The sequence below is a fragment of the Streptomyces sp. NBC_01335 genome, from assembly GCF_035953295.1.
Taxonomy (GTDB): domain Bacteria; phylum Actinomycetota; class Actinomycetes; order Streptomycetales; family Streptomycetaceae; genus Streptomyces.
Genome location: NZ_CP108370.1, coordinates 1,045,121 through 1,061,816, shown reverse-complemented (window position 1 = coordinate 1,061,816; position 16,696 = coordinate 1,045,121). Strand labels below are relative to the sequence as shown.

At 71.1% G+C, this 16,696-nt stretch carries 12 protein-coding genes and 1 pseudogene; 3 read left to right on the top strand and 10 right to left on the bottom strand.

The genetic code is table 11. The features are described from left to right. The first annotated feature begins 94 nt into the window (after positions 1 to 94). Entirely contained in the window at positions 95 to 2,980 is a 2,886-nt protein-coding gene (gcvP, locus tag OG599_RS04240; RefSeq protein ID WP_327174591.1) for an aminomethyl-transferring glycine dehydrogenase, read from the top strand. Positions 2,981 to 3,113: 133 nt separating this feature from the next. On the opposite strand, the gene OG599_RS04235 is transcribed toward gcvP, so the two are convergent. Beyond that, positions 3,114 to 3,320, bottom strand: coding sequence for a DUF5999 family protein (locus OG599_RS04235; RefSeq protein WP_266702118.1), 207 nt, complete (start codon positions 3,318 to 3,320; stop codon positions 3,114 to 3,116). Between the two features lie 328 nt (positions 3,321 to 3,648). Then, positions 3,649 to 4,239: a hypothetical protein gene (locus tag OG599_RS04230; protein ID WP_327174590.1), complete on the bottom strand. Its 591-nt coding sequence runs from the start codon at positions 4,237 to 4,239 to the stop codon at positions 3,649 to 3,651. Between the two features lie 498 nt (positions 4,240 to 4,737). Here OG599_RS04230 and OG599_RS04225 point away from each other — a divergent pair, with 498 nt between their 5' ends. Continuing rightward, positions 4,738 to 6,243: a glutamate--cysteine ligase gene (locus OG599_RS04225; protein WP_327174589.1), complete on the top strand. Its 1,506-nt coding sequence runs from the start codon at positions 4,738 to 4,740 to the stop codon at positions 6,241 to 6,243. 99 nt (positions 6,244 to 6,342) lie between these two features. On the opposite strand, the gene OG599_RS04220 is transcribed toward OG599_RS04225, so the two are convergent. Next, positions 6,343 to 8,136 (bottom strand): VWA domain-containing protein, encoded by a 1,794-nt coding sequence (locus tag OG599_RS04220; RefSeq protein ID WP_327174588.1) that lies wholly within the window; start codon positions 8,134 to 8,136, stop codon positions 6,343 to 6,345. A 131-nt stretch (positions 8,137 to 8,267) separates the two neighbouring features. Between OG599_RS04220 and OG599_RS04215 the strand changes: the two genes are divergently transcribed. Continuing rightward, on the top strand, positions 8,268 to 9,098 hold the full coding sequence (locus OG599_RS04215; RefSeq protein ID WP_327174587.1) for a CPBP family intramembrane glutamic endopeptidase: 831 nt from the start codon (positions 8,268 to 8,270) through the stop codon (positions 9,096 to 9,098). A gap of 294 nt (positions 9,099 to 9,392) precedes the next feature. On the opposite strand, the gene OG599_RS04210 is transcribed toward OG599_RS04215, so the two are convergent. The 7 genes and pseudogenes from OG599_RS04210 to OG599_RS04180 form a co-directional block, all read right to left on the bottom strand. Beyond that, a complete protein-coding gene (locus tag OG599_RS04210; protein WP_327174586.1) occupies positions 9,393 to 10,214 on the bottom strand; it encodes a PhzF family phenazine biosynthesis protein in 822 nt (273 codons plus the stop codon). A 26-nt stretch (positions 10,215 to 10,240) separates the two neighbouring features. Further along, positions 10,241 to 10,663 (bottom strand): hypothetical protein, encoded by a 423-nt coding sequence (locus OG599_RS04205; protein ID WP_327174585.1) that lies wholly within the window; start codon positions 10,661 to 10,663, stop codon positions 10,241 to 10,243. 146 nt (positions 10,664 to 10,809) lie between these two features. Further along, positions 10,810 to 11,220, bottom strand: coding sequence for a RidA family protein (locus OG599_RS04200; RefSeq protein WP_327174584.1), 411 nt, complete (start codon positions 11,218 to 11,220; stop codon positions 10,810 to 10,812). Between the two features lie 113 nt (positions 11,221 to 11,333). Further along, entirely contained in the window at positions 11,334 to 12,389 is a 1,056-nt protein-coding gene (locus OG599_RS04195; RefSeq protein WP_327174583.1) for an aminoglycoside phosphotransferase family protein, read from the bottom strand. 252 nt (positions 12,390 to 12,641) lie between these two features. Continuing rightward, entirely contained in the window at positions 12,642 to 13,289 is a 648-nt protein-coding gene (locus OG599_RS04190; RefSeq protein ID WP_327174582.1) for a PadR family transcriptional regulator, read from the bottom strand. Between the two features lie 200 nt (positions 13,290 to 13,489). After that, positions 13,490 to 14,443: pseudogene (locus OG599_RS04185) on the bottom strand (helix-turn-helix domain-containing protein); the annotation flags it as partial. 789 nt (positions 14,444 to 15,232) lie between these two features. Beyond that, entirely contained in the window at positions 15,233 to 16,423 is a 1,191-nt protein-coding gene (locus tag OG599_RS04180) for an alpha/beta hydrolase family protein (RefSeq protein ID WP_327174581.1), read from the bottom strand. Between the last annotated feature and the right edge of the window lie 273 nt (positions 16,424 to 16,696).

The following is a 16,696-nucleotide window of genomic DNA, read 5'->3' as shown; positions in this document are numbered from 1 at the left end:
AAGCTCTCAGGTCGAGATGACAGAGGGGGAGGCCGTACGGGCAGCCGCGCCGCGGTGCCCCTCGCAGGTCGTGTCAGACCAGGAGGCCTCCATCATGACCCCCCGCCGTACCCCGCTCTCCCAGCTGGAGCAGGGCATCCCCTTCGAACAGCGCCACATCGGGCCGGATGGCGAGGCCCGGGCGAAGATGCTCGCGCAGGTCGGATACGGCTCCCTCGACGAGCTCACCGCCGCCGCGGTGCCCGACGTGATCAAGAGCGCCGAGGCGCTGAACCTCCCGTCGGCGCGCACCGAGGCCGAGGTGCTGGCGGAGCTGCGTACGCTCGCCGACCGCAACCAGGTGGTCGCCCCGATGATCGGGCTCGGCTACTACGGCACCTTCACGCCCCCGGTCATCCTCCGCAACGTGCTGGAGAACCCCGCCTGGTACACGGCGTACACGCCCTACCAGCCGGAGATCTCGCAGGGCCGCCTGGAGGCCCTGCTCAACTTCCAGACCATGGTCGCCGAGCTCACCGGCCTGCCCACATCCGGCGCCTCGCTGCTCGACGAGGGCACCGCCGCCGCCGAGGCCATGGCGCTCGCGCGGCGCGTCGGCAAGGTCAAGGGCGGGGTCTTCCTCGTCGACGCCGACACCCTGCCCCAGACGATCGCCGTCATCGAGACCCGCGCCGAGCCGACCGGCGTCGAGGTCGTCGTCGCCGACCTCGACGACGGCATCCCGGCGGACCTCGCCGAGCGCGGCGTCTTCGGCGTGCTGCTCCAGTACCCGGGCGCCTCCGGGGCCGTACGGAACATCGGCCCCGTGATCGAGCGCGCCCACGAGCTCGGCGCGATCGTCACCGTCGCCGCCGACCTGCTGGCCCTCACCCTGCTCACCTCCCCCGGCGACCTCGGCGCGGACATCGCCGTCGGCACCACCCAGCGCTTCGGTGTGCCGATGGGCTTCGGCGGACCGCACGCCGGCTTCATGGCCGTACGCGAGAAGTTCGCCCGCTCGCTCCCCGGCCGCCTGGTCGGTGTCTCGGTGGACGCGGACGGCGACAAGGCGTACCGCCTGGCCCTCCAGACCCGCGAGCAGCACATCCGCCGCGAGAAGGCCACCAGCAACATCTGCACCGCGCAGGTCCTGCTCGCCGTGATGGCCGGCATGTACGCCGTCTACCACGGCCCCGACGGGCTGCGGACGATCGCCCGGCGCACCCACCGCTACGCGGCGATCCTCGCCGACGGGCTGCGGGCCGCCGGCGCCGAGGTCCTGCACGACTCCTTCTTCGACACGCTGACCGTGCGGGTCCCCGGGAGGGCCGCCGAGGTCGTCGCCGACGCCCGCGCCCGCGGGGTCAACCTGCGGCTGGTCGACGCCGACCTGGTCTCCGTCGCCTGCGACGAGACGACCACCCGCGCCCACCTCGAATCCGTCTGGGCCGCCTTCGGCGCGCAGGGCGACGTCGAGGCACTGGACGCCACCGCCGGCGACGCGCTTTCCGAGCAGCTGCTGCGCACCGACGACTTCCTCACCCACCCGGTCTTCCACCAGCACCGCTCGGAAACGGCGATGCTGCGCTACCTGCGGCGGCTCGCCGACCGTGACTACGCGCTCGACCGCGGCATGATCCCGCTCGGCTCCTGCACCATGAAGCTGAACGCGACCACCGAGATGGAGCCGATCACCTGGCCCGAGTTCGGCGCGCTGCACCCCTTCGCCCCGGCCGAGCAGGCGGAGGGCTTCCTCACTCTCATCCGTGAGCTGGAGGAGCGCCTCGCCGAGGTCACCGGCTACGACGCGGTGTCGATCCAGCCCAACGCCGGTTCGCAGGGTGAGTTCGCCGGTCTGCTGGCCGTCCGCGCCTACCACCGTGCCAACGGCGACGACCAGCGCACCGTCTGCCTCATCCCGTCCTCCGCGCACGGCACCAACGCGGCGAGCGCCGTGATGGCCGGGATGAAGGTCGTCGTGGTGAAGACCGCGGACGACGGCGAGGTCGACATAGAGGATCTGCGGGCCAAGATCGAGAAGCACCGCGACGAGCTCGCCGTGCTCATGATCACCTACCCGTCCACGCACGGTGTCTTCGAGGAGCACGTCGCCGCCATCTGCGGCGAGGTGCACGACGCGGGCGGTCAGGTCTACGTCGACGGAGCCAACCTCAACGCGCTGGTCGGCCTCGCCCGGCCCGGCAAGTTCGGCGGCGACGTCTCCCACCTGAACCTGCACAAGACCTTCTGCATCCCGCACGGCGGCGGCGGCCCCGGCGTCGGCCCGGTGGGCGTGCGCGCGCACCTCGCGCCGTACCTGCCCAACCACCCGCTCCAGCCCTCCGCCGGTCCGGAGACGGGCGTCGGCCCGATCTCGGCCGCTCCCTGGGGCTCGGCCGGCATCCTGCCGATCTCCTGGGCGTACGTCCGGCTGATGGGCGGCGAGGGTCTCAAGCGCGCCACGCAGGTGGCCGTGCTCGCGGCGAACTACATCGCCAAGCGGCTGGAGCCGCACTTCCCGATCCTGTACACCGGCCCGGCCGGCCTGGTCGCGCACGAGTGCATCGTCGACCTGCGGGCGATCTCGAAGGAGACGGGCGTCAGCATCGACGACGTCGCCAAGCGCCTGATCGACTACGGCTTCCACTCGCCGACCATGTCGTTCCCGGTCGCCGGCACCCTGATGATCGAGCCGACCGAGAGCGAGGACCTCGCCGAGATCGACCGGTTCTGCGACGCGATGATCGCGATCCGCGGCGAGATCGAGAAGGTGGCCTCGGGGGAGTGGAGCGCGGACGACAACCCGCTCGCCAACGCCCCGCACACCGCGAACGCGCTGGGCGGGGAGTGGAACCACTCCTACAGCCGTGAGGTCGCCGTCTTCCCGGCCGGTGTCTCGGCCGCCGACAAGTACTGGCCGCCGGTGCGCCGGATCGACGGCGCCTTCGGCGACCGCAACCTGGTCTGCTCCTGCCCGCCGCTGGACGAGTACGACCACTGACGGACACAGCGGGCGCGCGAGCGCCCGGTCACACGCGGACATGCGTCGGGGCCGGTTCGGAGATCTCTCCGGGCCGGCCCCTGTCCGTACCGCCGGGGCCCGCGGGTCCTCGGTCGGCTCTCGGGCAGCCCTCTCAGGCGGCCTTCACCACGCGGCCGGTGGCCAGCGGGCGGTGCGGGGCGATGATCTGTCCGTCCGGGAGCAGTTCGCCGGTGTCCTCGAAGAGCAGGACGCCGTTGCAGAGCAGGCTCCAGCCCTGCTCGGGGTGGTGCGCCACGAGCCGGGCGGCCTCCCGGGCGGCTGATTCTGCGGTGGGGCAGGGGGGTTGATGCTGGCACATGGAGGGTTCTTTCGCTGCGTCGAGTGGTGGATGCGGGTGTGCGGGTGAGTGCCGAACGGCCTTTCCGTGCAGGCCGGTCGGTCTCAGTGTTGCGCCACCCGCCGCGTTCCGCAGGGATTTCGGCTCAGCTCGTTTCACGCTCCGCCGAGGTGTCACCCGCGCGGGCGGCCCACCGCGTGACCCCCGCCTCTTCGGGGGGTCCCGGGTAGTCCGAGTGGGCCATGGGCGCCTCTCGCCGGGGTGTGCGCCGGGCGGGCGGACGTGCGAAAGCCCGCCCCCGCACGGAAGCGGCGGGGACGGGCCATCGCAAGGCGTGTCGGGCGGCGGGTCAGGCCGAGCCGACGAGAGGGCCCGGGCGGGGCGCGATGCGCAGCGAGAGTACCGGGAGCAGATCGGCGGCCCGGTAGGGCCGGTGGGCGGCGATCCCGGTCGGAGCGGGCGCGAGGGGAACGAGGATGTCGTTGGGCGCGACCGCGCCGGAGGCCGGGTCGGCTCCGGTGTCACCGTGCAGCCAGAGGGTGAGCATGTAGAGCTCGGGTACGGAGAGAAGTCTCGGCTGGTGGAGCGTTGCCGTCGACTCGGCCTGGCGCAGGGCGCGTTCGGTCGAAGCGAGATAGGGGCCCTCGAAGAAGTGCGAGAAGGCCCAGCCGTCCGCGGTGAGGACCGTGTCGGCGGCGGCGACGATCCCCGACTCGGCGCGGATCAGGAACCGCCAGCCGGTGAGCCGGGTCGCCGGCGCGGGTGCGTCGGCGGCCGACCGGTCGAGAACGTGTACGGGCAAGGGGAGTTCGGGGCTCAGCGGTCCCTGGACGGAGCGCAGAGCGGGAGTGTGGGCTTCGCGGACCGCGGTGGGAGAACCGAGTGCCGTGAGAACGCTGCGCAGTGCGGGCGCGGGGGCCGGGGGAACATGCAGCGGCATGGTGGGTCGCCTCTCGCTTAGGAGACACGGTGATGCGTGGGTGGGTGCAGACGGCGCTGTCGGCGTGCGGGACGTCAGAAGGAGGCCGGTCGACGGCTGGACAGCATCGACAATCGGCCTCGTCAGCGGAGTTTATATGACAAGTGTTCGCCCGGTGTTTCCACTAGCTGTCGGTCATATGACGCGCAAGGACCTTTTGCGCCTTTGAAATGCGGAGTTTCTGGTGATTCGCGGGTGGGCGCCTCGGCTTCCGCCTGCGGGCTTTCACATTTCGCGGTCGGCTCAAAAAGATCGGTGTTTCCGCCACGTGCGCGAAGGGAAGGCGAACCAGAATGAGCCGCCCGCCGCATGCCTCCGGAATGTGCCTGATGACCGAGCGGCCCCAGCCTATCCGGTGCCGGACGCTTCCGCAGGCGTTATGGATCACCTCTGCGGGGCATTATCGATCGAGATGCGAGCGGCCTGTCCGCGGGCCGCCACTGATGGAGGGACTCTTCGATGGGGGAGAAGGTCGTGGCGCACGCCTTTGACCTGTCCGACCGCCCGGCGTACCGGCGCAAGCTGGCCCGGTGTCTGGAAGGGCTGGAGAGGCTGCTGGAGGAGCGGAGGTTCGACCGTCCCCGAAATTTCATGGGTCTGGAGATCGAGCTGAATCTCGCTGCCTCGGACGGCACGCCCCGGATGATGAATGCCGAGGTGCTCCAGCGGATCGCCAGCCGGGATTTCCAGACGGAACTCGGGATGTTCAACCTTGAGGTGAATATCGTTCCGCACCGGCTGAGCGGCCGGGTTTTCGATCAGCTCGCGGAGGAGCTGCGAACGGGGCTGGCCTATGCCCATCGGAAGGCTGCCGAGGTCGACGCGGGCATTGTCATGATCGGAATTCTTCCCACGCTGGGACCGGACGACCTGGTCTTCGGCAACCTCTCGGACGTGGACCGCTACACCCTTCTCAACGACGAGATGGTCGCCGCGCGGGGCGAGGATTTCGCGATCGACATCGAGGGCGTCGAGCACCTGGTGTGCGCGTCCCCGTCGATCGCCCCCGAATCGGCCTGCACCTCCGTGCAGTTGCACCTCCAGGTGACCCCCGCGCGGTTCCCCGACGTGTGGAACGCGGCGCAGGCGGTCGCCGGGGTGCAGATCGCGCTCGGCGCCAACGCGCCGTTCCTCTTCGGCAAGGAACTGATGCGCGAATCCAGGCCGCCGCTGTTCCAGCAGGCCACGGACGTACGGCCGCCCGAACTGCGGAACCAGGGAGTGCGCCCGCGGACCTGGTTCGGGGAGCGCTGGATCGGTTCGGCGCACGAGCTCTTCGAGGAGAACGTCCGCTTCTTCCCGCCGCTGCTGCCGATCCTCTCCGACGAGGACCCGCTGCGGGTGCTCGACGAAGGAGGCGTACCGGCACTGGCCGAACTCGTCCTGCACAACGGGACGATCTACCGCTGGAACCGGCCCGTCTACGGAGTCGCGGACGGGGCGCCCCACCTGCGGGTGGAGAACCGGGTGCTGCCGGCCGGGCCGACCGTCGCCGACGTACTCGCCAACGCCGCCTTCTACTACGGGCTGGTGCGCGCGCTCGCCGACGAACCCCGCCCGGTGTGGAGCAAGCTCTCCTTCGAGGCCGCCGAGGAGAACTTCGACAACGCCTGCCGCTACGGCATCGAGGCCGAACTGCTCTGGCCGCGCCCCGGCCGGTCCGGCGGCGTCGCGAAGGTCCCGGCCGTCAAGCTCGTACGGGACGAACTGCTGCCCCTCGCGTCCGCCGGGCTCGACGCGTGGAACATCGAGCCCGCCGACCGCGACCGGTACCTCGGCATCATCGAGGAGCGGTGCCGCCGGCGGACCAACGGAGCCTCCTGGCAGGTCGACACCTACCACCGGGCGCAGGAGGCGGGGCTGGGACGGGAAGCCGCCCTCGCGGCCACCACCCGCAGGTACGGCGAGCTGGCCCGCAGCGGCGAACCGGTGCACACCTGGCCCGTCGGCTTCCCCAAGCCGTGAGTGCGGGCGGGCGGGCGTTCCGGGACGTCCGCCGCCCCGTGCCCGCGCGGGTCCGGGCATCTCTCAGGGCAGCAGGGGGCGTCCCTCGATCGCGGCCCGCTACTCGGGGATGCGGGCCTGGCTTGCCGTCATGATGGCCTGCAGGATGACCGACTGGATCTCGGCGGGGTCGCTCACCTCGTAACCGCCCCCGCCCGTCACCTTCGCGATCTCCGCGACCTCCTCGCGGTCCGCGTCCGGCCCCACCGCGATGGCGAGGATCGGCACCGGGCGCTCCGGGTCCGCGAGCGCTCTGAGCTGCTGGACCAGGCCGGTGCGCGAGATGCCGTGGTCGTCCTGGTCGGAGCCGTCCGTCAGGATCACCAGGGCGTTGAACTTGCCCGGCACGTAGCTCGCCACCGCCGCCCCGTACGCGGCCAGCGTGGTGTCGTAGAGCCCGGTGGCGCCGTTCGGCACGGGCTCCAACTCGTCGAACGCGGCAGCGAGTTCCTTCCGGTGGGTGGTGCCGCTCGCGGTCCGGTCGCCGAGACGGCGCGTCGGGGTCAGCTCGCGGTAGTCCTTCTCGCCGTCGAGCCTGGTGGCGAACTCCCACAGGCCGATCTCGTCGTCGTCCGTGAACTGGCTCAGCGCCCGCAACAGCGACTCCTTCGTCACCTCCATCCGCGACTCACCGCTGCCCGGGACCGGGGTCGCCATCGAGCCCGACGCGTCGACCACCGTGGAGAGCCGGGCGCTCTGCACCGTGATGGTCCACATGCCGAGCACCTCCTGGAGCTCGGCGGCGGTGGGCGCGGTCGCGGGAGCCCCGGCATACGGCTGCGGGTCCTCACCACCCGCCGCCCGGACGACCCGCGCCCCGGCATCGCCGTCCGGGGACCGGAACCCGTGGGCGGGCAGGACGGCGCCGGGCCCGCCCGCACTGCTCTCGCGGAGCAGCGTCATCAGGCGCAGTGCGGTCCGGCTCTGCTCCACGCTCATCGCCGTCTCGTCCACCAGCGTGTACGGGTAGTTGAGCTGCGGAGACCCGTCCTTCGGGTAGAAGAGGTCGACCTTGCCGCCCGCTCCGGCCTTCTCGTTGTGCGCGAAGGCGGCCTGCTCCGACAGGATCAGCGCCTGGTTCCGCTTCACGTCGTCCCGCTCGGCCGCCACATCGTCGTGCGCGAGGGTCCCGGCTGCCTCCGGGTCGCTCTGCGACATCCGCTCCGAGAGGAGCTTCGCGGTCTGCGCGGCCCGCGTGTCGCTGTCGCCGCCCTGGTCTGCTGAGGCCGCCCCGATGGCCGCGAGCGCCAGCAGCCCGGTGGCGCTGCGGGCCGGATCGGCCGCCCCCAGCCGTACGGCGCCGTCTGACCCCAGGGCTGCGGCGACCAGTTCGGCCCAGCCGAGCCGCTTGTCCGGCCAGCCCAGGGCCTTCGCCGCGGACGGCACCACCGCGAACCCCACCGGCGAGGTGGCCACCGAATCACCGGGCGTGAGGGGGATGCCGTCCCCGGCCCCCTTCGCCCGGTCCAGCCAGAGGTCCGAGTCCGGCAGCCAGACCTGGTACGGGGCCTTGCCGCCGGCCGCCACGGTGTTGGCGACCTTGTACGAGTCGGCGGCCACCACCCGGACGTCCATGCAGCGCCCGTCCGTACGCACCTCGTCCTGGCGCGCCCGGTCGGCGACGGCGCGTACGGCGGGGGCGATGTCGGGCGAAGCGGCCACGGTGAGCCGGACGGCGTCGCTCCCGCACGGCTCGGAGAACGAGAGCAGGCCGCTGCGCGCGACCACCGCCGTCCCGGCCGCCACCGCGACGACGAGTGCGCCGGTGACGGCGATCGCGCGGCGGCGGTGCGGCGCCGACGCCGCCCCGGGTCTGTCCGCCGCGGAGCGGTCGGGCAAGCTGTGACGTCCCATGTCGGTGGTGCCCTCCTTGAGAATGAAACAAGGAAAGGGGGACCACACCATCGGTGATGGTGCTCGTCCCCCGGCCTGTCGCGCATGATCTTCGTACTTGCTTTCGAGACCCTAGCGGTGCGGCGGGTGGCATGGGACGCGATTGCAGAACTAAAGGCGGTGTACCGGTGGAGGTGGGGCGTGTGGCTGATTCTTGTCCCCAAGAGTCGCTTTCCCGAAGGACTTTGCGGTCCGAGACGGTGTTGGTCCTCGCGCTGTCGTTGGGCGCGAGCGGGGTCTCCGCACTCATCAGTTTTGTCGGATCACTGACGAAACCGGGGGGTTTGAAGGACCAGGCGGCCACGCTCAACGGCTCGTACGCGCCAGGACGCCCATGGCTTGATCTGGCATGGCAAACGTTTGGGATCGCAACGGCGCTGGTACCCGTCGCGCTGGTGGCGCACCTGCTGATCCGGGAGGGCGCGAGCCTGCGGACCATCGGGTTCGACCGCACCCGGCCCGGCTCCGATCTGCGGCGCGGCGTCGCGGTGGCGGCCTGCATCGGCAGTGCCGGACTCGCCTTCTACCTCGTGGCGCGGGCCACCGGCTTCAACCTCACGGTGGTGCCCGAGTCGCTCCCCGAGGTGTGGTGGAAGTTCCCCGTACTGATCCTCTCCGCGCTGCAGAACGCCGTGCTGGAGGAGGTCATCGTGGTCGGCTACCTGCTGCGCAGGCTCGACCAGCTGGGGTGGACGCCACGGGCCGCACTGCTGGCCAGTTCGGTGCTGCGCGGTTCCTACCACCTCTACCAGGGGATCGGCGGCTTCCTCGGCAACATGGTGATGGGCGTCGTCTTCGTTCTGCTCTACCGGCGCTGGGGCCGGGTCGGTCCACTGGTGGCCGCGCACGCGCTCCTCGACATCGGGGCCTTCGTCGGGTACGCGCTGCTCGCCGGGAAGGTGGACTGGCTGCCGACACCCTGAGGCACCGCGCCGCCGCCGCGGCGGCGGTCGCGGGCGCAACGGCTGGTGCGGGCGGGAGTTGTGGGAACCCGGGGAGTCGCGGGGCTTCCGGGAGCGGGGGAGCTTCGGGAGTCGTGCGCGTCCCGGTGGCTCGCGGTTCCTGGGACCCCGGGACGGCAGGGGCTCCCGCGGGTGATGCCGCGGGAGCCCTCCGTGCTGTTCCGGGCCGGTGTTCCGCCGTCGGGCATGCTTGCGCGCCGCCCGTCCCGGCGCGCGCCGCTCCGTACGGCGCGGGCCGTACGCGCAGCCGTGCGCTCAGAGCGCGGCGAGGAGTTCCCCGTCGATGACGGTCACGGCATTGCCGGTGAGCAGTGTCCGGTCCCCGCGCAGCTCGGTGCGGACCAGCCCGGTACGGGCGCAGCCCTGGAGGCCGGTCAGCGCGTCACGGCCGAACCGGGCCGACCAGAACGGGGCGAGCGCGGTGTGCGCGCTGCCCGTCACGGGGTCCTCGTCGATGCCGACCCGGGGGAAGAAGCCCCGGGAGACGAAGTCGTACCCCAGGGTGGGGTCCTCGGCGGCGGCGGTGACGATCACACCGCGCCGCGAACACCGAACGAGGGCCGCGAAGTCGGGCGTCAGCCCGCGTACGGTCGCCTCGTCGTCCAGCTCGACCAGCAGGTCGCCGATGTGCTCGGCGGTGGCCAGGACCACGAGGGGCTCGGCGCCCAACGCCCGGGCCAGGCCCTCCGGGACCGGCTCCGGCGTGAGGGAGGAGGTGGGAAAGTCCATCGTGTACGCGGAGCCGGGACGGGAGACGGAGGTGAGCACCCCTGACCGGGTGGCGAACCGTACGGCGCCCGTGGCCGTACCCGTCGAGTGCAGCACGTGCGCGGTGGCGAGTGTGGCGTGCCCGCACATGTCGACCTCCGTCGTCGGGGTGAACCAGCGCAGCGCCCAGTCCGCGTCCCCGCCGGGCGGCAACGGATGGGTGAACGCCGTCTCCGAGAGGTTGACCTCGGTGGCGATCCGCTGAAGCGCGCCCGCCTCGGGGAAGGCCTCGGAGTCCAGCAGGACGACACCGGCGGGATTGCCTGCGAAGGGCCGGTCGGTGAACGCGTCGACGATACGAATTCTCATGGGGCGACCGTAGCGAGGACGGTTTCTCAGGGGCTCGCCCGGCCCGCCTCCTCGGCGCGCGTCACCTGTGCGGCGGCCGCGGCGTCCAGCAGGAGCCAGCCGTCGATCTCCTCCGGCTCCCGCTCCTCCGGCCGCCACCCGTGGGCCCTCGCCGCGTCGAGCAGCGCGCGGACCGCGCCCGGCTCGTGCAGATTCAGCGAGCTGCCCCGGACCACCCCCACGTCCCCGGAACCCAGGGGGAACCCGCCCGGCACGTACCGGCCGGGCCCGCTCGCGAAGACGATGCGCAAGGGGCCACCGGCGCCGGGCGGCTGCGGGGACAGCATGAGGACCTGGCGGCAGTCGACCGAGCGGCCGCGCTCGTCCTTGCGGTGGCTGTGGCTCTGCCGCCAGATGTACGTACGCCCGTCGGCGACCAGGCGGCGAGAGCTTCTCGATTTGCGTGGCACGGGGCGGAGGATACGCGGCGTCGCCCGGCTGCTCGGTCCAGGGGTGGCCCCGGTGACGGTCCGTCGAGGGTGATGCTGGGCTTGGGCGACGTTGTCGCGGACCAGGGTGTCGTCGAGCGGCTCGGCCTCGGCCCGCCGGCCCTTGATCACGTGGGCAGCGCCGCCGTGAGATCGACCTCGATCAACTGCCCGGCAAAGCCGAGCTGTGCGACTCCGAGCAGCGTGCTGGCCGTGGTGAACGCAGGCCCGATCGACGAACGGACCAGGCGTCGCCAGGCAGTGCCCAGGGCCCCGCCATCGGCACTGACCACGTAGATCACCGAACGGACGACGTGATCCGGCCGTGCGCCGACCGCGCTCAGGGCCGCAAGGGCGTTGGCCGCCACCTGGTCGATCTGCGCGTCGATGTCACCCGGCCCGACCAACGCGCCGGAACGGTCAAGAGGGCACTGCCCCGCCAGGAACGCCGTCCGGCCCGCCTCCACCACCGTGATGTGGTGATATCCCGGGGTCGGATGGAGCTGTTCAGGATTGATTCGAGTGATCTCGGGCGTCATACGGGAGAGTCTGGCGATCCGGCCGGTATCGCGCATCGGGTTTTTCGTCCGTCGGCTCACCGGACCGCCGGCGGTCCCCGGTTCCCTCCGTGAACATCCGCGGAGCGGTCCCCTCACCAAGGGCGGGCGTCCTGCGTGGGCAGCGGACGCAGCTTCGGCCAGCGTTCGAGCAGGCGACCGGCGAGAGCGGAGCTGAGGCTGCCGACGGCGTGCAGGTGATCGTGGTCGCGGGTCATGCCGGCGACCACGTCCAGGCGGTGGACGAGCCGCTCACGGGCGGAGACGTGGCCCCACGTGAAGTCTCCGGCGGGCACCCGGGCGAGATGGTCGACCGTCCCTCGGCGGGCCCGCTCGACGAGCGCGTCGCCCTGGATCAGCCAGCCCACGCATGCGTCGGCGAGGTCGCCCGGCACGTCCTTCCCGGTGAGGTCGCGCCAGTGGGTCCGGTAGATGTTCTCGACCTCCGCGAGCGGGGCCGCGGTGACCGACATGGCGCACCAGCAGGTGGGGAATCCCATGCGGAAGTAGGCGAGTTCGATCAGGCCGTTGCCGAGCGCGGCCCGCTCGAAGTCGACGAAGCGGATGCCGTCGGCGGTGCGCAGATCGTTGCCGGGGCAGGGGTCGCCGTGCAGCAGCGCATGGTGCGGAGCAGGGGCCAACCGCTCCAGGAGGCATGCGAGTTCACCGGGAGCCGTGGACGGTACGGGCACGTCGAGCGCCCTGGCCAGGGCGAGGAAGGACTCCGCGTCGGTGGCCGTGGGCCCCGACCAGACCGGTAGTGCGCCCGCGTCGGCCGGACCGGTCAGGGCGTGCAGGCGAGCGAGCGCCTCGGCGTACCCCGGCATCCAGTCGTCCGTCCTGCCGAGGTCGTCCACGTGCTCCAGGACCATCACCCGCGAGGACAGGTCCATGGCGAGCACCGCGGGGGCCACCGCGGGCCCGGAGGCCCGCCCCGCCAGGCGCAGCCCGGCGACCTCCCGCGCGAAGCGCGTGTGCGCGTCGGCGCCCGGGTCCCCGCCGTCGGTGATCTGCTTGACGATCACCAGCCGCCGGTCGGTCAGTCGCACCCGCCACACCCGTGACCGCGGACTGCTGTCCAGGAGCCTGGCCGACTTGGGGGTGCCCACGGCGGATCGCAGCACCTCGTTGAACGGAACACGGTTGAACATGGCGGCGAGAGTAGCCCGGCCGTGTGTCGAAAGTCCCGACTGGCGGTCGACTGCCGGGTACGGCCCCGGGGACGGATCCGGATGCCGGTACGGAGCCGGCCCGAGCCCTTCCGGCGCGGCCTCGCGCCGCCACGGGCAGGTCACGACCGGCCGTGCGGACGGGACGACGGAAAAGGGCCCCGCGACCACCGCTCACACCATGGTGAGCATGGCGCGAGGCCCTCGTCCCTGTCCTCTGTCGTCCTCACGGCCTCAGTTCTCGTCGGCCAGGATGAGGTAGAGCTTCTTCTTGGCGTCGTTGATGACGGCGAGCGCCTTCTGGCGCTGGTCGGCGGAACCGGTCTTCCAGACCTGGCCGAACGCTTCCATCAGGCCGAACCCGGCCTGCCGGATCTCGTTCACGCTCTCCCAGTCGACGCCGCGCCCGGCGTCCTCCCACGGCGCGTCGGGACCGGACTCGGCCTCGGCGCTCCCAGCCTCGGTGAGCGTGAACAGCTTCTTGCCGCCCTCGCTCGCGCTGACGATCAGGCCCTCGTCCTCCAGCAGCTGGAGCGTCGGGTAGACCGAACCGGGGCTGGGCCGCCAGGCCCCACCGCTGCGCTCGCCGATCTCCTGGATCATTTCGTAGCCGTGCATCGGGCGGTCCTTGAGCAGCGCCAGGATCGAGGCACGTACGTCACCGCGCCGCGCCCGCCCCCGGCCGCCGCCCCGTCCTCCCCGGCCGCCGCCGAAGGGCCCCCCGCCGAACGGTCCTCCGCCGAAGGGGCCGCTGCCGAACTGCGGCCCGAAGGGACCGAAGGCGGCGCGTCGGCCGTCGAAGTCTCCGCGGCCCGGCCGTCCGGGTCCGCCCTGTCCGCGGCCGCCTCGGCCGCGCTCGTTGTCGAATCCATGTGAACGCATGACGCGCTCCTTCCGTTGTCCGGATGACCGGTACGTTCGTACCGATGGCTCAACGATATATCGGAAACTATCGTTGGGCAAGGATGTGTGCGGGGCGCGCCTGACCTGTCTCATCGAAGTTCGACCGGTCTCACTGAACTTCGACCACCGGCCGTTTCGTCTCATCGGAGTTTGATCGGCGCTGGCGATAGGCCTTCTGAGCGGCAGGAGGAGCGGAAGTTCCGTGAGATGAACACGCTTCCGTGGTCGCAGACGATCACCTCCGGGACGATCACCGGCCGGGCCGCTGCGTGCTCCAGTCGTTCGTCCAGCGCGACCAGACGGCAGTGGGGCAGCACCGAACGGGACATGCTCAGCGCGTCCTTCCAGCCCGGCCGCATCGGCTCGGGAGTGACGGTGCGGGCCGGCAGCACGCTGGCGTCCACCGACTTCGTGGTCGGCCGCAGCACCGCCGCGGTCGGGGCCCGGGTGGCGACATCGACCATGGCGGTGAGCTCGACTTTGCCGGTGACGCCGCTGTCGAGCAGGACCAGCACATCCAGCGGGGTGGAGTCGATCTGCATGATCTCGCCCGGCGCGAAGACCGGCAGCCGGCCGCGAGGGGTCTTGGCTCCGTGGGCCTTGGAGCGGCGGGTTGTGGCCGACCCGGTGGTGTGGGTGCCCGTGGTCAGTTTCGCCAGCAGCCGGTAAAGCGTCGCGCGGGACGGGGATTTGACCTCCCGGCCTTCCGGGGTCTCCTGGAGGATCTCTCCGACTCTCCAGAGGAGGAAGGACACCGTGCGGGTCGATGCATCGACGGCCTCGTCAATCGCCTGCCGCATCGCTTCGACCACCGCCTCGTCGACCTCTCCGAACCGAGGTGTCCCGCGCATCGGCCGGTGGTCGGCGAGGCCGATCACCCCGTGTTCCTGGCAGCGACGTCGGCGGTGAGCGACCGTAAAGGAAGCCGGCGGCAGCGGCACCCGCATCGGTGTGCCCACGACCTCGAAGTCGTCGGCGTCGAACAGCTCCAGCAACGGGACGGCGCGATACGGCTCCTCCTCGTCGGTCAGTGTCAGGGTCACTGCCGAGACGGCAAGCACCGCACGGATCTGTCCGTCGAACCGGACCCGGTCCCCGACCGCGATCCGGGACGGCCGCTTCAGCCGACCCACAGCAGGTGGAACAGCACCGGCAAGACCTGCAGACGGTCACCGACCAGCTCGGCACCGGCCCACAACGGCAACGGCTCCGAGAACACATCCAGCAGCCGCGCCGCGCCGCGCCGTCCGCCGTCCGCCGTCCGCCGTCCGCCGTCCGCCCGGAGCGTTCACGCCGAGAGCGGGCCGGCCACCGGACGTTCGCCATGAGCGCCGGCTCCGGCGTGCCCACGTGCTGGAACTCCCAGCCCACCGCTGTGCAAGCGCGGCGGGTCGCCGCGAACGGCCTGTGCAGTCCGCTCGTCCATGCGGTCGGCAGACCGGACGTCGATCACGCGGGCTCGTCCGTCGGCAAGCCGTAAGAAGTAGTCAGGGGTGTGACGGCGCTGTTCCTGCCCGTCGTGCCAGTGCAGCCAGAACGGCTGCGAGGCGATCCCGACAACCTCCGGATCCCGGTCCAGCAGGATCAAGCGGTCCCGCTCGAAGCCGCGACTCGTAGCCCACGTGATCGCCGACCGTCACCGCGTGGTACCAGCCCGCGAAGCTCTTTCGCCCTTCGTCCAGCGGAACGGACGTACCGGCTCAGCCTCTTCGAACCGTGTGTTCCATGCCTTGCCCAACGGAAGCCGAAGACGCTCTCCAGAGATCAGAAAGTCCAGGTCAAACGCCGAATGCGCCTCGTCACCGAATGCCCATTCAGGTGTCGCCACCGCCCGCCCCCTCTCGCCCCGAACAGCGCGAACGTAGAGCAGGTACCGGTCAACTCCCGTGAGATCGGTCAAAGTTCACATGGACGGGTCCTTCTCAGTCGCCTCGCGGCTGCTGGAGTACGACCTCGGGATGCGCGGCCACGGGCCCGTCGAGGATCGGCTGCGGTATGCCCCGCAGGTGAAGGTCGAAAAAGGCTGCCACATAGTCACGGGTTATGTACCAGCCGCGTTCTCCGGAGAGCGGCACGGCGGGGTCCGACAGACCCAACTGGCCAGCCAGGTAGGGCAGATCGGTGAAGGAAAAATGCTCAGCGCCGGTCACCGTCAGCCAGCGTTTCCAGCCGTTCAGGTGCTTCCATGCCTCAGACCAGTCAGTGTTCTCACTGTCGGGGCTGTGCGTGGACTCGGCGCCGAGCATCATGAACGGGCGCCCGCCGAGCCCCGCAGCAGCAGGGTGCAGGAAGAAGTCACCGTCCAGGTCGACCCCGGCCCGCACACGGTGATCGGCGGCCATGGTTGCTGCGGCGCTCGCGCCCCCTATCGAATGCCCCGCGATACCGATCCGGCTCGGGTCGATCGCGCGGGACAGCGCCCCCGCCTGTCGGCCCCTCGTCAGCTCGTCGATCACGAAGGACATGTCCTTGGCCCGGCCGCGCACGACGGCTGCCTGCTCCTCGGGCGTGTCGACCTGCTCGCAGGCCACACAGGTCAGCATTCGGCCCCCAGGAAAGGCCGTACCAACGGATTCGTACGCGTGGTCCACGGAGGCAACGACATAGCCGCGACTCGCAAGATCGTCGGCAACCGACGTGAGCGTGCTGCGCGGCATCGAGAATCCCGGAGAGAGCAGCACCAAGGGGAAACGCTCCAGCGCCGGTAGTGCACCTACCTGAGCACGAGTACGCGCCCCTGCAACCGTTGCGGCGGGCACCACGCCGCCGAGCCCTCTGGCCTCCAGCAGCAGCTGCGCCTCGTCATCGGTCATGTATTCCGCTGGGGAACCGCTCATTCCCCGCGCTGGGTAGGACACTGACACCATCAGCTCCCGGTTCCCCGCCGTCGGCACCCACGGGTCAGTGCGATGCCTGTCGACCAAGTGCAGGGTGCGGCGGCCCACCGAGTACGGACCGGTGGGAAGCGGCAAGGCCAACCCGCTCGTGTACGGAACCCGGGAGGGAGTCTGCGCGCCCTGGGCGGAGGCGGCGGGTGCGGCGCCCAGGAGCGGGACGGACAGGGCGAGGGTGAGCAGGGTGGCTGCAGCGGCTCTGCGACGTCTGGTGGTCATGCAGCCGACGCTAGGTCTCCGGATGCCCCCAACACGTCGCACTACAGGGGTACTTGAGCATACCTCTACGGTCTGATCTCGGCGGACCAGGTTCCCCGACAGGGTGAGAGCGGAGGACCGAGGGAGGCTGTCCCGTCTCATCGAAGGTCGAGCGCTGTGGGTATCGGCCGTCGTCGGCCTCGGGCGCCTCGCCGGCTTCTTGTCACAGCCGCGTGGTCAGGCGGTGATCGTGTGGGCTGCTGGGGCTGCTGGGGCTGCTGGGGCTGAACGGGG